This window comes from Nostoc sp., assembly GCF_036917465.1.
GTDB lineage: Bacteria > Cyanobacteriota > Cyanobacteriia > Cyanobacteriales > Nostocaceae > Nostoc.
Map to the genome: position 1 here is coordinate 1 of NZ_JBALDL010000112.1, position 12,239 is coordinate 12,239.

At 39.8% G+C, this 12,239-nt stretch carries 13 protein-coding genes, 1 tRNA gene and 1 pseudogene; 5 read left to right on the top strand and 10 right to left on the bottom strand.

Features of this window, described 5'->3' with window-relative positions; all coding sequences use genetic code 11:
* Window positions 1-70 precede the first annotated feature (70 nt).
* On the bottom strand, window positions 71-331 hold the full coding sequence (locus V7K38_RS29225; RefSeq protein ID WP_334863271.1) for a hypothetical protein: 261 nt from the start codon (window positions 329-331) through the stop codon (window positions 71-73).
* A 173-nt stretch (window positions 332-504) separates the two neighbouring features.
* On the opposite strand from V7K38_RS29225, the gene V7K38_RS29230 reads away from it, so the two are divergent.
* The 3 genes from V7K38_RS29230 to V7K38_RS29240 all read left to right on the top strand — a co-directional run bounded on the left by V7K38_RS29230 (window position 505) and on the right by V7K38_RS29240 (window position 2,804).
* Window positions 505-969 (top strand): DUF6985 domain-containing protein, encoded by a 465-nt coding sequence (locus V7K38_RS29230; protein ID WP_334863273.1) that lies wholly within the window; start codon window positions 505-507, stop codon window positions 967-969.
* Window positions 970-1,031: 62 nt separating this feature from the next.
* Window positions 1,032-1,361: a hypothetical protein gene (locus V7K38_RS29235; protein ID WP_334863275.1), complete on the top strand. Its 330-nt coding sequence runs from the start codon at window positions 1,032-1,034 to the stop codon at window positions 1,359-1,361.
* A 354-nt stretch (window positions 1,362-1,715) separates the two neighbouring features.
* Window positions 1,716-2,804 (top strand): HoxN/HupN/NixA family nickel/cobalt transporter, encoded by a 1,089-nt coding sequence (locus tag V7K38_RS29240; RefSeq protein ID WP_334863276.1) that lies wholly within the window; start codon window positions 1,716-1,718, stop codon window positions 2,802-2,804.
* Between the two features lie 22 nt (window positions 2,805-2,826).
* Here the strand turns inward: V7K38_RS29240 and V7K38_RS29245 are convergent, their stop codons facing one another.
* From V7K38_RS29245 to V7K38_RS29270, 6 genes and pseudogenes are all read right to left on the bottom strand, one after another.
* On the bottom strand, window positions 2,827-3,834 hold the full coding sequence (locus V7K38_RS29245) for an ABC transporter ATP-binding protein (RefSeq protein WP_334863278.1): 1,008 nt from the start codon (window positions 3,832-3,834) through the stop codon (window positions 2,827-2,829).
* Between the two features lie 105 nt (window positions 3,835-3,939).
* Window positions 3,940-5,028: an iron ABC transporter permease gene (locus V7K38_RS29250; protein ID WP_334863280.1), complete on the bottom strand. Its 1,089-nt coding sequence runs from the start codon at window positions 5,026-5,028 to the stop codon at window positions 3,940-3,942.
* A gap of 2 nt (window positions 5,029-5,030) precedes the next feature.
* Entirely contained in the window at window positions 5,031-6,236 is a 1,206-nt protein-coding gene (locus V7K38_RS29255; protein WP_334863283.1) for an ABC transporter substrate-binding protein, read from the bottom strand.
* Window positions 6,237-6,349: 113 nt separating this feature from the next.
* Window positions 6,350-6,493: pseudogene (locus V7K38_RS29260) on the bottom strand ((2Fe-2S) ferredoxin domain-containing protein); the annotation flags it as partial.
* Window positions 6,494-6,722: 229 nt separating this feature from the next.
* Window positions 6,723-7,196, bottom strand: a complete 474-nt coding sequence (locus V7K38_RS29265; RefSeq protein ID WP_334863285.1) for a tetratricopeptide repeat protein — start codon at window positions 7,194-7,196, stop codon at window positions 6,723-6,725.
* A 3-nt stretch (window positions 7,197-7,199) separates the two neighbouring features.
* Window positions 7,200-8,162 carry a homogentisate phytyltransferase gene (locus V7K38_RS29270; protein ID WP_334863287.1) on the bottom strand — a complete coding sequence of 321 codons (963 nt, stop codon included), beginning with the start codon at window positions 8,160-8,162 and terminating at the stop codon, window positions 7,200-7,202.
* Between the two features lie 418 nt (window positions 8,163-8,580).
* Here V7K38_RS29270 and V7K38_RS29275 point away from each other — a divergent pair, with 418 nt between their 5' ends.
* Entirely contained in the window at window positions 8,581-9,204 is a 624-nt protein-coding gene (locus tag V7K38_RS29275; protein WP_334863289.1) for a hypothetical protein, read from the top strand.
* A gap of 30 nt (window positions 9,205-9,234) precedes the next feature.
* Here V7K38_RS29275 and cobA read toward each other — a convergent pair whose 3' ends face one another.
* The 3 genes from cobA to V7K38_RS29290 all read right to left on the bottom strand — a co-directional run bounded on the left by cobA (window position 9,235) and on the right by V7K38_RS29290 (window position 11,433).
* On the bottom strand, window positions 9,235-10,014 hold the full coding sequence (cobA, locus tag V7K38_RS29280) for a uroporphyrinogen-III C-methyltransferase (protein ID WP_334863291.1): 780 nt from the start codon (window positions 10,012-10,014) through the stop codon (window positions 9,235-9,237).
* Window positions 10,011-10,748 (bottom strand): sirohydrochlorin chelatase, encoded by a 738-nt coding sequence (locus tag V7K38_RS29285; RefSeq protein ID WP_334863292.1) that lies wholly within the window; start codon window positions 10,746-10,748, stop codon window positions 10,011-10,013. Before V7K38_RS29285 ends, cobA begins: the two co-directional genes overlap by 4 nt.
* Window positions 10,749-11,049: 301 nt before the next feature.
* Complete coding sequence (locus V7K38_RS29290; RefSeq protein ID WP_334863293.1) at window positions 11,050-11,433, bottom strand: DUF4359 domain-containing protein; 384 nt, start codon at window positions 11,431-11,433, stop codon at window positions 11,050-11,052.
* Window positions 11,434-11,557: 124 nt separating this feature from the next.
* Between V7K38_RS29290 and V7K38_RS29295 the strand changes: the two genes are divergently transcribed.
* Window positions 11,558-11,630, top strand: a tRNA-His gene (locus V7K38_RS29295).
* Window positions 11,631-12,239 lie beyond the last annotated feature (609 nt).

The following is a 12,239-nucleotide window of genomic DNA, read 5'->3' on the forward strand; positions in this document are numbered from 1 at the left end:
CTCAGTTGCACTCGATTTAATCAATCCTCAACATTTAAGAAACTGGTTTGCTAGTTGCTGTTATTGTACCTCATAACAGCCGTGAATGCTGTAACGGGCGGTGTTCACTAAAGGCAGTGTGAACAGCAAGCGCCAGCGAATGAATACCTTGGTCTGGAATTACCTCAAACGTATCATTGTGGCTAAATGCCAGCAGTTGTTTCCCTAATTGCTTTTCTAACTGAAATTTCGCACTTTTTACAGGTAATCGCTCCTGTGCGCTTTTGACATCATCTACACAAAAGCGAATCTTACCCACAGTTTGTTCGAGGATTGTTGCCAGTACTGTCATCAGCTAACTCGACTTAATATTTTCATCGTGAAGAAATTCTGTCACTTTTTGGGAAAATGTAATATGGGTATAATCCCAAGAGTTTGGAATAAAGACTCTAATTTCAAAGTAAAATTTTCACTAGTTTTTGGAGTCGCTAGGGAAGCCCAGAATAAAGGTAGTATCTGAAGAAGATGAAATCCCCAAGAAGTTATTACGATGCTGAGTTTGGACAGATGAGATTGGAAGATAACAACTGGACTTTAGCACAATGTGCTGTTTTGGGCGATCGCCGTGTACCGATTTGTGTGGATTTTGAACAGGGGCAGATTGGGGAACTTTCATCGCTTCAGCGTGAAGCTATTCGGCAAGCTCTAGCCTTGCCACCCGATGTATTACGCATCACTGCTCCTCTGGTACTGCAAAATTATGATGTATATCGTGACATGATTGGAGATGAGTCAATGCCTCTGCTGGCTAATCCCATTCAGGTCTGGGAGCAGGTCACTTTCTCATATATCTATGTGGAGTATGACCTAGATATTGCTACCTTTAAGTTGATAGCTGAGTGTGACTGGGACTCAGAACACGGATTAGAAGTACGCTTTCGCAATGGAGTAGCAGACGATGCAGATCAGATAGGTGAAACAGGACGGTAAAAACTATATAGCTTGGCATAAAACCGTGGTTAATTGAAGCATATTGCTATGAGATTTTTGCCATGAATCAAACAATACTCACACTGCTTAGTAGCTCTTGTGTTTTTTACTTGTTTGTCTTGATAAGCCATACTGCTATCGCAGAAGGTAAACCTTCGGTAGCTACAATTACCAGCGCACCAGCGCATCAAGTTGCTGGTACTGTTGCTTCCCCAACAAAGAGTTCTGCTACACAAACCACTAAAACTTTAGCTGTACAAGTGAATCCACGAGTTTTTTCCCTAGATGCAAATGGTGATCCAGTTGGGGATGTAGCGATCGCTTTTATAAACAACCAACCCCAACGTATCGACTGTCAAAAACCGTTTGCTAATCGCCTTCTTGAGTTATAGCGATCGCTTTTCTTTGGAGTGGCTTTATGCGATCGCAACTTCCTCCGCTTCCCGTTACGTTATCTTTTTGCGAGTCAACCATCCTTAGATTACAAACAAATAGCAGCTTACATCGTTCCCAGCTTCTCTGTGCTTGCATTTCAGGCTCGACTTGTAAGAAGGCAAATACCGTCAAAAGCGACAAGACCAGTCATACTTTTGGCATAACATTGCAATGCCTCTGTCATTTCGATAGGTTTTACTTAACCTTACGTCGATGTCAATGTAAGTAATCTTGATGAATAAAGACTCTGGATGAGCCAGAGTCTTATTCGTTTTTACCTTGTCGAAATATGCCTTTATAAGGAGTGATAAATGCTATCCAGATTTTCACGTGTTTTCAACGATAGTTCCCGAAACGTTAGACGTAAAGTTATCAACATCTATGCGTTCTTGATTAGCGTGAATATTTTGGTCTGGGTAGTTGCCCTGATTGCATTCCATCGCTACCCCCTTCTACTTGGGACTGCCGTATTAGCTTATAGCTTTGGTCTACGTCATGCTGTAGATGCCGATCACATCGCTGCGATTGACAATGTTACCCGTAAATTGATGCAGGAGAACAAACGACCTGTTTCTGTTGGGTTCTTCTTTTCTCTAGGTCATTCCACCGTTGTAATTGCTGCCTCTGTTGCGATCGCTTTAACCACTACAACCATCCATAACGACTTTCCCAATTTTGAAAAGCTTGGGGGGCTAATTAGCAGTACCGTTTCTGCACTTTTCCTACTAGCAATTGCAGCGATCAATATGGTGGTGCTATGGGATGTTTATAAGACCTTCCAAACTGTCAAGCGAGGAGGAATCTATGATGAGCAATCCTTAGATGAATTTTTGAACCAACGCGGGCTACTCGGTCGTATCTTCCGTCCTTTGTTTCGGTTGATAGATAGTAGCTGGAAAATGTTTCCTTTAGGTTTCCTTTTTGGTTTAGGCTTCGATACAGCGACAGAGGTAGCACTGCTGGGGATTTCTGCAAATCAAGCAGCCAAAGGTTTGCCTATCTGGTCGATCCTACTATTTCCAGCTTTGTTCACCGCAGGTATGTCTTTAATTGACACCACTGACGGTATTTTAATGCTTGGTGCTTATGGCTGGGCTTACGTCAAACCAATCCGCAAGCTCTACTACAATATGACCATTACCCTTGTTTCTGTACTAGTTGCTGTGGTTATTGGGGGAATTGAAGCTTTGAATATTATTGGCGAGCAGTTACAACTGAAAAGTCCGTTTTGGGATTTCATTAGTAAACTAGGTGAAAACTTTGGCACAATTGGTTATTTAATCATTGCCATTTTTATATTCAGTTGGTTACTTTCGACCATCATCTACAAAGTCAATAAGTATGATGATTTGGAAGTCACTAGTGTTACAACCGATGAAGACAGGAGGAATAGACATTGAGCTTATATGTAAGACAACGCTTTTATAAATAATTCAAAAATTTAATCAGTTCGTACAATGAATGATAAGTATATATAGTCTGGCTGTTTGTGATTTTCCACAAAACTTGTTTGGATTGTGTTATCACTTCTACTGATAAGCCATTTTTCTTTTGATTAACTTGGAAGCCTGCACGTTTGAAAGCACGAATAGTCCACACAGACGCGATCCCCTCACCTATCAAATTAATTTCTCCTTTGTGGGGTATGTGGAGATGAAATTCCCCAGAAGCAACATCAAACTCTACACCTTCACTACGGAAAGTATCAGCAAATGAACCACTCAATACTAAATCTTCCGGCGCGCCAACGTGTAAAATACCATTAGTTGATAATAGCCAAACTTTATCAGCTAGGCGCAAAGCTAAATCTAAATCGTGGGTAGAAAGGAGAATTGCTTGATTAGTTTCCCGCGCTAACTGACGCAATAACTGCATAATTTCCACCCGTCGCGGTAAATCCAGAAATGCTGTAGGCTCATCAAGTAACATCACAATAGGCGACTGAGCCAAAGCACGCGCAATCATAATTTTTTGGCGTTCACCATCACTTAATTCGCTAACTTGACGTGGTGCTAAATGTACTGCTCCTACAGATTTTATTGCCCAATCTACTATTGCTTCATCTTGGGGTGTCAAATTTCCCCACCAGTCAGTGTAAGGATATCGCCCCAGACTCACCAAAGTGTAGGCTGATAGCATTCCTACATCAACTTTCTCGGTGAGTACCAAACTCAAACGTTTGGCTAATTCTTGTGGTGCTAACTTGTAAATATTTTCGCCCAAGAGTTGCACTTCACCTGATATTGGGGGTTGCATTCCGGCTAGCGATCGCAGTAATGTAGATTTACCTGCACCATTGGGGCCAAGTAAACACACAAGTTCCCCAGCTAAGAGAGATACAGAAATATCTGATGCAACACACCGAACAGTTTTTCGGGATGTCTTATAACCAATAGTCAGGTTGTGAGTTGTTAAAATTGAATTACTCATTAGTGAATTAACTTTAGAAATACTCTGCGTACCTACCCTGCGGGAAGGCGAAGCGCCTATGTGCTTACCTCCGCGTTCCTCTGCGTTTAAAAAAGCTGATTTCGTTTACGATGGAAAAGATTTTGGGGAATTACGCCGCAGAATTACCCAAGTGACAACAGGAGTTCCAATTAAAGCGGTGACAGCATTTAAAGGTAAAACCATCTGACTTACCCAAAGTTGGGAAAATAAATCTGCAATTAACGCTAATATTGCACCCATCATTGTTACACTAGGAATTAATATCCGATGGTCGGAAGTATTGAAAAGACTGCGACACAGGTGGGGAATCGCCACACCTAAAAATGCTATGGGGCCACAAAAAGCAGTAATTGCGCCTGCTAATATAGATGCACTGCTAATAATAGAAAATCTGGTTTTTTGCACCGTTAAACCTAGACTACGTGCATAAGATTCACCAAGTAAAAGTGCATTCAAAGATTTTGATTGCAGCACTGCTCCCAATAAACTCAAAAGTATCACTGGAGTTAAAACAACTAACTGTCTCCAAGTCACCCCAGCAAAACTACCAAAAGTCCACATGATATAACTTTGAATACGTTCTTTTGAACTAAATTGCAACAAAATACTGACAATTGCACTGGTAGCGTAGCCAAACAATAAACCTAAAATCAGTAGCGTCATTGTGTCTTGCACTCGACGAGAAACAACTAGCATTATTCCTAAAACTGATGCTGCGCCGAGACTTGCGGCTATGACTAAACCAAAATCGCCTAAATACCCCAAATCTGTCAATAGTGTTGGTGTTGTAGCACTTGCTGTTAGCACAACTAACGCTACACCTAAACTTGCACCAGAACTAATTCCTAATACAAAAGGCCCTGCTAAGGGATTTTTAAATAAAGTTTGCATTTGCAAGCCACTTACACCTAAAGCTGCACCCGCTAAAGTTGCAGTTAAAGCTTTAGGTAAACGAAATTTGAGAACAATATTAGCCCATGTCGCTTTTTCTATTTCTTGTCCGAGCAAAATTTTGACTACTTCATTAATAGGAATATCAACTGAACCTAAAGCTAAGTCAAGTAAAAAAGCAAATATTAAACCTATTAGCAAACTTGAGAAAATAATAATTTTCAGAGCCAGAGCTTTTTGGGTTAGTAGAGGAATTTTAAATTTAGATTTTTCACTTAACATTATTAAATAAGCTTTCGGTAATAAAATAGTTTATGATTAGGTAATATATCTGGATGTAGTATCTTAATCAAATCAGATAAAATGACATCTGGGTTACTAATACCATCTTCCCAGTAATCATTACCGCCGCTTTCATTAACACGGGCATTATTATTATAAAGATTTCCCTGTTTCACAGCCTTAAAATCAGCATAACGATTATCTTCTGCAACTAAATCTATTAAACTCTGCCAAGATTGACGAAAATTTAACCAGTAATCAGCATTAGCCGCACGTTCTAAAACAACTTCAAAAGATAGAGGTAGACTACCAGATGATTTATCATCACTCCAGAGGTAGTTTGCTCCTGCATCAGCCAGATATTTAGCTACGTAACTTTTGCCCCCAGGCATATACCAAGTTCCTTTAAAGTTAAATCCAACAAATACAGTCGGGCGATTTTTTACAGATTTGGCTTTTTGAGCTATTTGTTCATATTTATTGGCAATTTGATTAAAGATTTTTTCGGCTTTTTCTTCTTTATTAAAAAACAAAGCCGTAAATTTCAGCCATTCACTTCTTCCCAATGGTGTATATTCCATATATTCCGCATTTATCCCCACTTTCAAACCCGCCTCTGTGAGTTTGGCATAGCTATCAGTTTGGGAATTTCCTGTACCAAAGGTTGTTACTAAGTCGGGATTTAATTCTAATAATTTTTCTATATCTACATTGGAATTATTTCCGACTTGTGCAATTTTTCCGGCTTTGATTTCCTCAACTACATCAGGAGTATTGACTTGTTTCATATTACTAATCCCAATTAGTTTATCAACTACATGTAATTTGGCTAGGTGGGGTAAATGTGTAGTTGATAGAGAAACTATGGAGTTAATGGGAACTGTAATTACTTGCGCTTGATTAAATCCTTTTGGTGTGGGAGTTCCACATTGGACTAAAACATATTGAAACTTGGTTCTGGAATTCTGCCAAGGGTTATTGATAGTGATTACTTTGTAGTGTTTATGATATTCTACTGCCAAGCCTGTGGCGTGGGTAATTTTGATTTTATTAGGAAAGTAATCTTGATTGGGATTATAGTTTTGAATGCAGGTGTTAGTAGATGTGTTAATTGTGGTGTTATGACAGGCGATGATGAGAGTGGCGATGAGGAATAATTGACAGACGAAAATAATTGGTTTTTGATGAGGGAGTTTTACCAATTTCATGGTGTTTAGATAAATATTTTTTATCTCACGCAGTAGACGCTTTGCGGCTTCCCGCAGGGTGGCGCAGAGACGCAGAGAGATAGAGGGAGATTGTAGTGTGAGATTTGGGTAAGTTAAGGGGTTTCGGGTGGGTATAAGTTTTCAGTAAGTTTGTTACCTTTGATTAGATGTTGGTTGACGATAGTTTCTGCAACATTGGGGTTAACGCGAGTGTACCAAATTCTATCATTGGAATAAAATACAACTGGGCCGAGTTTGTGAGAAATCCGGGAAATGGAAGTGGGGACTTTAGTATACTTTGCGACTTTTCAAACATCCTCTAAGGGCTACAAAGGCAGTAGCCAAACTGACGAAAATTGCGGACATAATTACAGCAAACACTGATAATTCCAAAAGAAAACCATTCTCACCATAATTAATGATGGGAATGGTAAAAAAATTAGGAGACGCAACAGGAAAATTTAATTTCTGCAATTCTCAGTCAACCTAAGATTGACTTGACTTAATACTCATTTTATCTAATAGGTGAGTGATTTTTTTAGCTTTTTCCGGTTGGCGTTGTTTTTGCAATAAATCTTTAGCTTGTAGCAGATTAGTTTTAGCTTCTTCTTCTCGCTCTTGCTGCATAAGAATATTCGCCAGACGCAAGTAAGCATCGGGATTTTTTGGGCTGCGGCGAATCACTTCTCTGAAGAATTCTGTTGCTTCCTCTACTTGCCCTTGCTGGTTTAAAACATCTCCCAAAAACAAGCGCACTACATCATTAGTAGAGTTGAGGGAAATCACTTTGCGAAACGCTGCTTCTGCACCTTGGTAATCTTTGGCTTGAGCAAGATTGATTCCTTTTTGAAACAAGTCTGAAGTAATCAAAGTTTTCCAAGCGAAATAGCCCAGGATTGACAAACTCAAAACAACTACAAGAGCAGGGATAATAGAACTGGTAGGAAAGGTTTCTAGCATTGTCTAAGCCAAAAGGCAGGCGATAGGAAAAATCAGATATTCGATAAAAAATAGTTTCCAGATAAATTGGTAGAATTGAGCGATCGCACTTTTATCTTGTAAGTCTACCGTCAAACTCCGCAACCACATCCAAACCAACAGCCCTAAATGAGCAGTTATCAGAAAGATGGGGTTAACTGAGGCGATGTGTAGCACTCCTACCAGAATTATTCCCAGATAGCACACAGTTATCACCCAAAGAGCCAGATTAAACACAGCTTGGGAGCCGAGTTTGATGGTGAAAGTAGTAATATTGTAGAGGCGATCGCCTTCTATATCGGGGATATCTTTAAAAATTGCGATCGCAAAGGTAAACACCAAAATAAATAACGTCAGCACCCACACCACAGGCGGAATTGTTTGGCTTTGTTTCAGCGCCCAACTGTAATGCAGATACAATCCTAAATTAACAATTGTGCCGCGTACCGAAAAAATACACAGCGCCGCCCAAAATGGAAACTGTTTTAAACGAATTGGCGGTAAAGAATAAGCAGTACCAATGGCCAAACTAATTGCTACCATCCCAAATAAAAATGGCCCCGTTAGCCACGCCACAACTAGAGCCAAAATCCCAGTAGACGCAACAATTAATTGCCCCGTCTGTTGAGAAAACTCACCTGATGCCAAAGGCAAATGAGGTTTATTAATCTTGTCAATATCAACATCTTCTAATTGGTTCAGCCCTACGATGTAAATATTGCCACATATACAAGCAATCCATGCACCGAAGATAGGAGGTAGGGAGTTCGGAAATAAAGAATCAGTATTATTACTAATAGCAATGGCAATTAAATACAAACTCAACACACTCAGACTTGTACCAATAATCGTGTGAGGGCGAGAAAATTTCCAGAAAGCGTATAACCAATGGAAATATGATTGAACAGGTTTGCGTGGCAAAGGGGTGTTTTGAGAACTCTGGCTCATGAGTACCTTAGATTCAGATTCCGGCTTATTGTTAACTCTGACTTTTCACAAGATTTGGAAAACCTCACTTTCATTCCTCTCTCCTCCTCTTGAGAGACTTTGAATTTTCCCCATTCCCTATAAAACTTGGTAGGGGTTGAGTTTCGTGTTAATTTTTCCACATTGCATGAATTGTCAGATTGTTAACATTGTCACAGAATTTGGTCATTAACAAGAGCTTTAGTAGTTTAAGTAGCGGTAGTACAGCCCTGAGTAGCCCTACTCCAAAGCCAGCTACGCATAGCGAATCTATCTTATGGAAGATCCTCAATACTAAAAAACTTTGACAAGCGATTATAAAAATACATCTTTCAGATTCTCCCCTCTCTACTCCACATAACGTTACAATCTATCTGAAAAGCAAAGAAATAGTTAAATTATGACAGCTAATTTGACACCTACTATAACTACATTTGACTTTGTTACCGTGCTATCAGAAGCTACGGCTGCATATCGACGACAAAGAGATACCCGCCCTAGTACTGAAATATTAGTAAATTCATTACTACAAGCAGAAAAATCTGCCAAGCAGCAACACTTAACTTATCCCTTTGAGTCTCTTCTTGGTAAATGGCAACTTTGCGTTGCTACTGGTACTAAGAAAGTCAGAGAACAGGGAGGAGTTGTATTAGGTAAGGGTTTTTATGTACCCAAATTTATAAAAATCCATGTTTCCTTTAATGCCAATTTAGAAGAGGATTCAGATAGGGGCGAAATTTGTAATCAGGTTAAATTGGGCCCAGTTTCGTTGAAGCTTACGGGGCCAGTGCAATATATAAGTAAGAAAAATTTATTGGCGTTTGACTTTAACCAGATGATTATCAGTCTGTTTGGTCATGTTCTTTACAACAGACCAATTCGTTCTGGTAAAGTTCAAACAGAAGATTTCTACAACCAGTCCATAGCTCAACTACCCTTCTTTGCTTTCTTTTTAGTAACAGAAGATTTCATCGCCGCTCGTGGACGTGCAGGAGGTTTGGCATTTTGGATTCGAGAAACTTAAGGATAGTAGATTTCACCTTTGCGCCAGCCATTAAACTGGACGACTAGCAGACAAAATACTGTGTATATTGACTACTTTTCCAATAACTGCGATCGCAGGCGCACCAAAACCAGTTTGCTCTACCTGTTCTACAATTGTCTCTAAAGTACCAATCAATTCTTCTTGTTCTGGGCGCGTACCCCAGCGCACTAAAGCAATGGGTGTTTCTACCTCCAACCCAGCTGCACTTAACTGTTCCACAATATAAGGCAGATTGTGAATTCCCATATAAATTACAATAGTTTCGGAACCGTGCGCGATCGCATTCCAATTCACTTTTGGTCTATACTTACCTGCGGCTTCGTGACCAGTTACAAATGTGACTGAAGAACTATAGAGCCGATGAGTCAAAGGAATACCTGCATAAGCCGCCGCCGCAATCCCCGATGTGATACCAGGCACAACTTCCGTTGATATGCCAGCGTTGACTAATTCCTCCATCTCTTCGCCACCGCGACCAAAAATAAAAGGATCGCCACCCTTTAACCGCACTACAATTGCATGATCCTGCGCTTTATCAATCAGCAATTGAGTAGTTTCTTCCTGCAATAACGAATGTCTCCCTGCACGCTTACCAGCATTAATTTGTTCGGCTTGCGGATTAATCATTGCCAGAATAGCTGGACTCACTAAGGCATCATAGATAACGACATCTGCACATTCCAATAAACCTTTCGCCTTCAGGGTTATTAGTCCCGGATCTCCTGGCCCCGCACCTACTAAATAAACCTTTCCCAAATACTTGCTCTCCTCTTGTTCTGTGCAGTTCATCTATCCGTTAAATCCCAAATTAGCTCGGCTAATTCTGCACTTGCTCCCAGTGGTTCTGCCAATTGGAAATTCACCGCAGAAAATTGTAATTTTAGCTCCTCTATGGAGGCTGCGATCGCATCGGTTATGCCACCTGCAAATAAAAAGTATGGCAAAATTGCGATTTCTTTATAACCAGCAGCTACCAACTCTTTCACCCGTGATTCTAAACTAGGAGGAGCAGCCCAATAAGCAGCCACTGCTGAGAAACTCGCCGCCATTGCTTCTACAGTTTCTTTGGAACCTGGGCGACGGCTACCATGAGCTAAGAGAATCCATGCCTCAGCTTTTATAGTAGCTATTTGCTTGGTCAGTAATTTTTCTAAATTGGGGTGAGAGCCTAAATATGGTTGCAACTCAATCATAATATCTTCATCGATAGCCTGCTGTGCTAGCGCTACTTCGGCGGGAATATCTGTCATGACATGGACTCCCGGCAGCAGAAATAGCGGTACAATTTTGAGGCGATTCTGGTTTTGAGAGAGTTGCCGATTGCCAAAAGCACTCTTGGCAAATTGTTGAATCTGCTCATGTAAAGGCTGAGGACTCATTTCTAAAGCAGCTATGCCAACCAGATGTTCGCTATTTAATCCATTGTCGTATTTGTGACATACCAGCTTTGCTAGTTGCTGCATAGCAACTTCTGGGCGGCGATCGCGACTTCCGTGAGAGACTAGCAGATAGGCAGATGACATTGGCAAAGTTTGAACTTTTAGTTACTAATGCTCATATTTTACTTAATATAGCGGTTCTCAATTGCATGGAATACAGACCTAACCCCCAGCCCCTTCCCTACTACGCGTTGGGGAGTAAGATTCAAAGCCTCTCTCCTTTTAGCAGAGAGGAATGGAAGTGAGTTCAAACTGTATTGCTTCAATTCGAGAAGCGCTATATTAAGCTGGTGGTAATAAGTACTCTAGTGATTATTGAAACTATTATCAATTGCTAAATATAAGTATTTTAAATCAATTTTATATTCTCCCACTGCAACTTGCTTTATTGTTCTTTAGCAGTGTAAGTATAAAATTGATCGAAAGCTCCCACTGTTTCAAACTTGTAAGAAGGCATCCAAGAATTGATTTTTAAATCTGTACGGTAAATGCTAAAAATTATGTAATTTTGTCTTTCTGTAGTCCTAGTAATAATTCCTTGGATTTGTGGGTTAGCCGAGTCAACCAACTTATCACAATTAAAACGGATTAAATTTTCTATAATATTCGTAGTTTTTTTGCATACATCGGTTTTTAAGTATTTTGTTAACCGTTGCACTGCATATTCTTCATATTCAACCTGAGTGGGATTAGTCTTTGCCATTGTCACACCCAAGGCGGCGAGTCCTGCTGCTGCTCCAGTATATGCAATGAGGGTTAGGGGTTTCATGTTTGCCAAGTAAAATTCATTGTAATTGTTAGATTTGAGAGACTCGAAATCAAGTGAGTCCGTTCCTTGAAGAAAAACTCTTGATCGTTGGCCAAATTATTGCTATAATTCAAATTGTTGAATGGCGAGCGTAGCCAAGTGGTTAAGGCAGTGGTTTGTGGTACCACCATTCGCGGGTTCGATTCCCGTCGTTCGCCCTACATAATTTCATAGTTATCCATAAATTCTTATAGAAGATAAGTGTGGTTTTGAAGGTTCATAACCATTACTTTAGCAAGTATCTGCCCTCTACAAATTAATGATTTGGAAGAGTCGCAAATCTACTATAATTCATCAGATTATCTTATAATGAATTTAATGTATATAAGCAAATCTACTTGGTTAATGAAAATTAAGTGTGCGATGTTCAATTTTTTTACAAAAGTACATAATCTACGCAATGCCAATAGCCGCTTTAAATAGTTTAACGTTAACTAAGTAGTAGGCTCTTTAAATATAAAATGTCATTGCGAAGTGTTGCGAAGCAATCCCAGAGACTTTGCGATTGCTTCGCAACACTCGTAATGGCGGAACATATTATATTTATTCACACCCATCTACTTAATTAGGACTTACGCATTGACAGAAAACAATAAATATATATCCCGGAAAAACCATATTTCTCGTAGGGGTTTAGCATTGCTAAACCCCTACTCCACGGTTAAGTTATCGGTAAAAATATAATTATCAAAGCCTGAAACAATCTATTTCGGTGAAGGCATACTATGACTAATTTGTACAGTGCGTAAGTCCTATTAATGACTTTT

What these genes read in the sequence shown, in the direction of transcription:
- V7K38_RS29240 (WP_334863276.1), top strand. Translation starts at nt 1,716, where the DNA reads ATGCTATCCAGATTTTCACGTGTTTTCAACGATAGTTCCCGAAACGTT.
- V7K38_RS29235 (WP_334863275.1), top strand. Translation starts at nt 1,032, where the DNA reads ATGAATCAAACAATACTCACACTGCTTAGTAGCTCTTGTGTTTTTTAC.
- V7K38_RS29230 (WP_334863273.1), top strand. Translation starts at nt 505, where the DNA reads ATGAAATCCCCAAGAAGTTATTACGATGCTGAGTTTGGACAGATGAGA.
- V7K38_RS29290 (WP_334863293.1), bottom strand. Translation starts at nt 11,433, where the DNA reads ATGAAACCCCTAACCCTCATTGCATATACTGGAGCAGCAGCAGGACTC.
- V7K38_RS29265 (WP_334863285.1), bottom strand. Translation starts at nt 7,196, where the DNA reads ATGCTAGAAACCTTTCCTACCAGTTCTATTATCCCTGCTCTTGTAGTT.
- V7K38_RS29255 (WP_334863283.1), bottom strand. Translation starts at nt 6,236, where the DNA reads ATGAAATTGGTAAAACTCCCTCATCAAAAACCAATTATTTTCGTCTGT.
- V7K38_RS29270 (WP_334863287.1), bottom strand. Translation starts at nt 8,162, where the DNA reads ATGAGCCAGAGTTCTCAAAACACCCCTTTGCCACGCAAACCTGTTCAA.
- cobA (WP_334863291.1), bottom strand. Translation starts at nt 10,014, where the DNA reads ATGAACTGCACAGAACAAGAGGAGAGCAAGTATTTGGGAAAGGTTTAT.
- V7K38_RS29225 (WP_334863271.1), bottom strand. Translation starts at nt 331, where the DNA reads ATGACAGTACTGGCAACAATCCTCGAACAAACTGTGGGTAAGATTCGC.
- V7K38_RS29245 (WP_334863278.1), bottom strand. Translation starts at nt 3,834, where the DNA reads ATGAGTAATTCAATTTTAACAACTCACAACCTGACTATTGGTTATAAG.
- V7K38_RS29250 (WP_334863280.1), bottom strand. Translation starts at nt 5,028, where the DNA reads ATGTTAAGTGAAAAATCTAAATTTAAAATTCCTCTACTAACCCAAAAA.
- V7K38_RS29275 (WP_334863289.1), top strand. Translation starts at nt 8,581, where the DNA reads ATGACAGCTAATTTGACACCTACTATAACTACATTTGACTTTGTTACC.
- V7K38_RS29285 (WP_334863292.1), bottom strand. Translation starts at nt 10,748, where the DNA reads ATGTCATCTGCCTATCTGCTAGTCTCTCACGGAAGTCGCGATCGCCGC.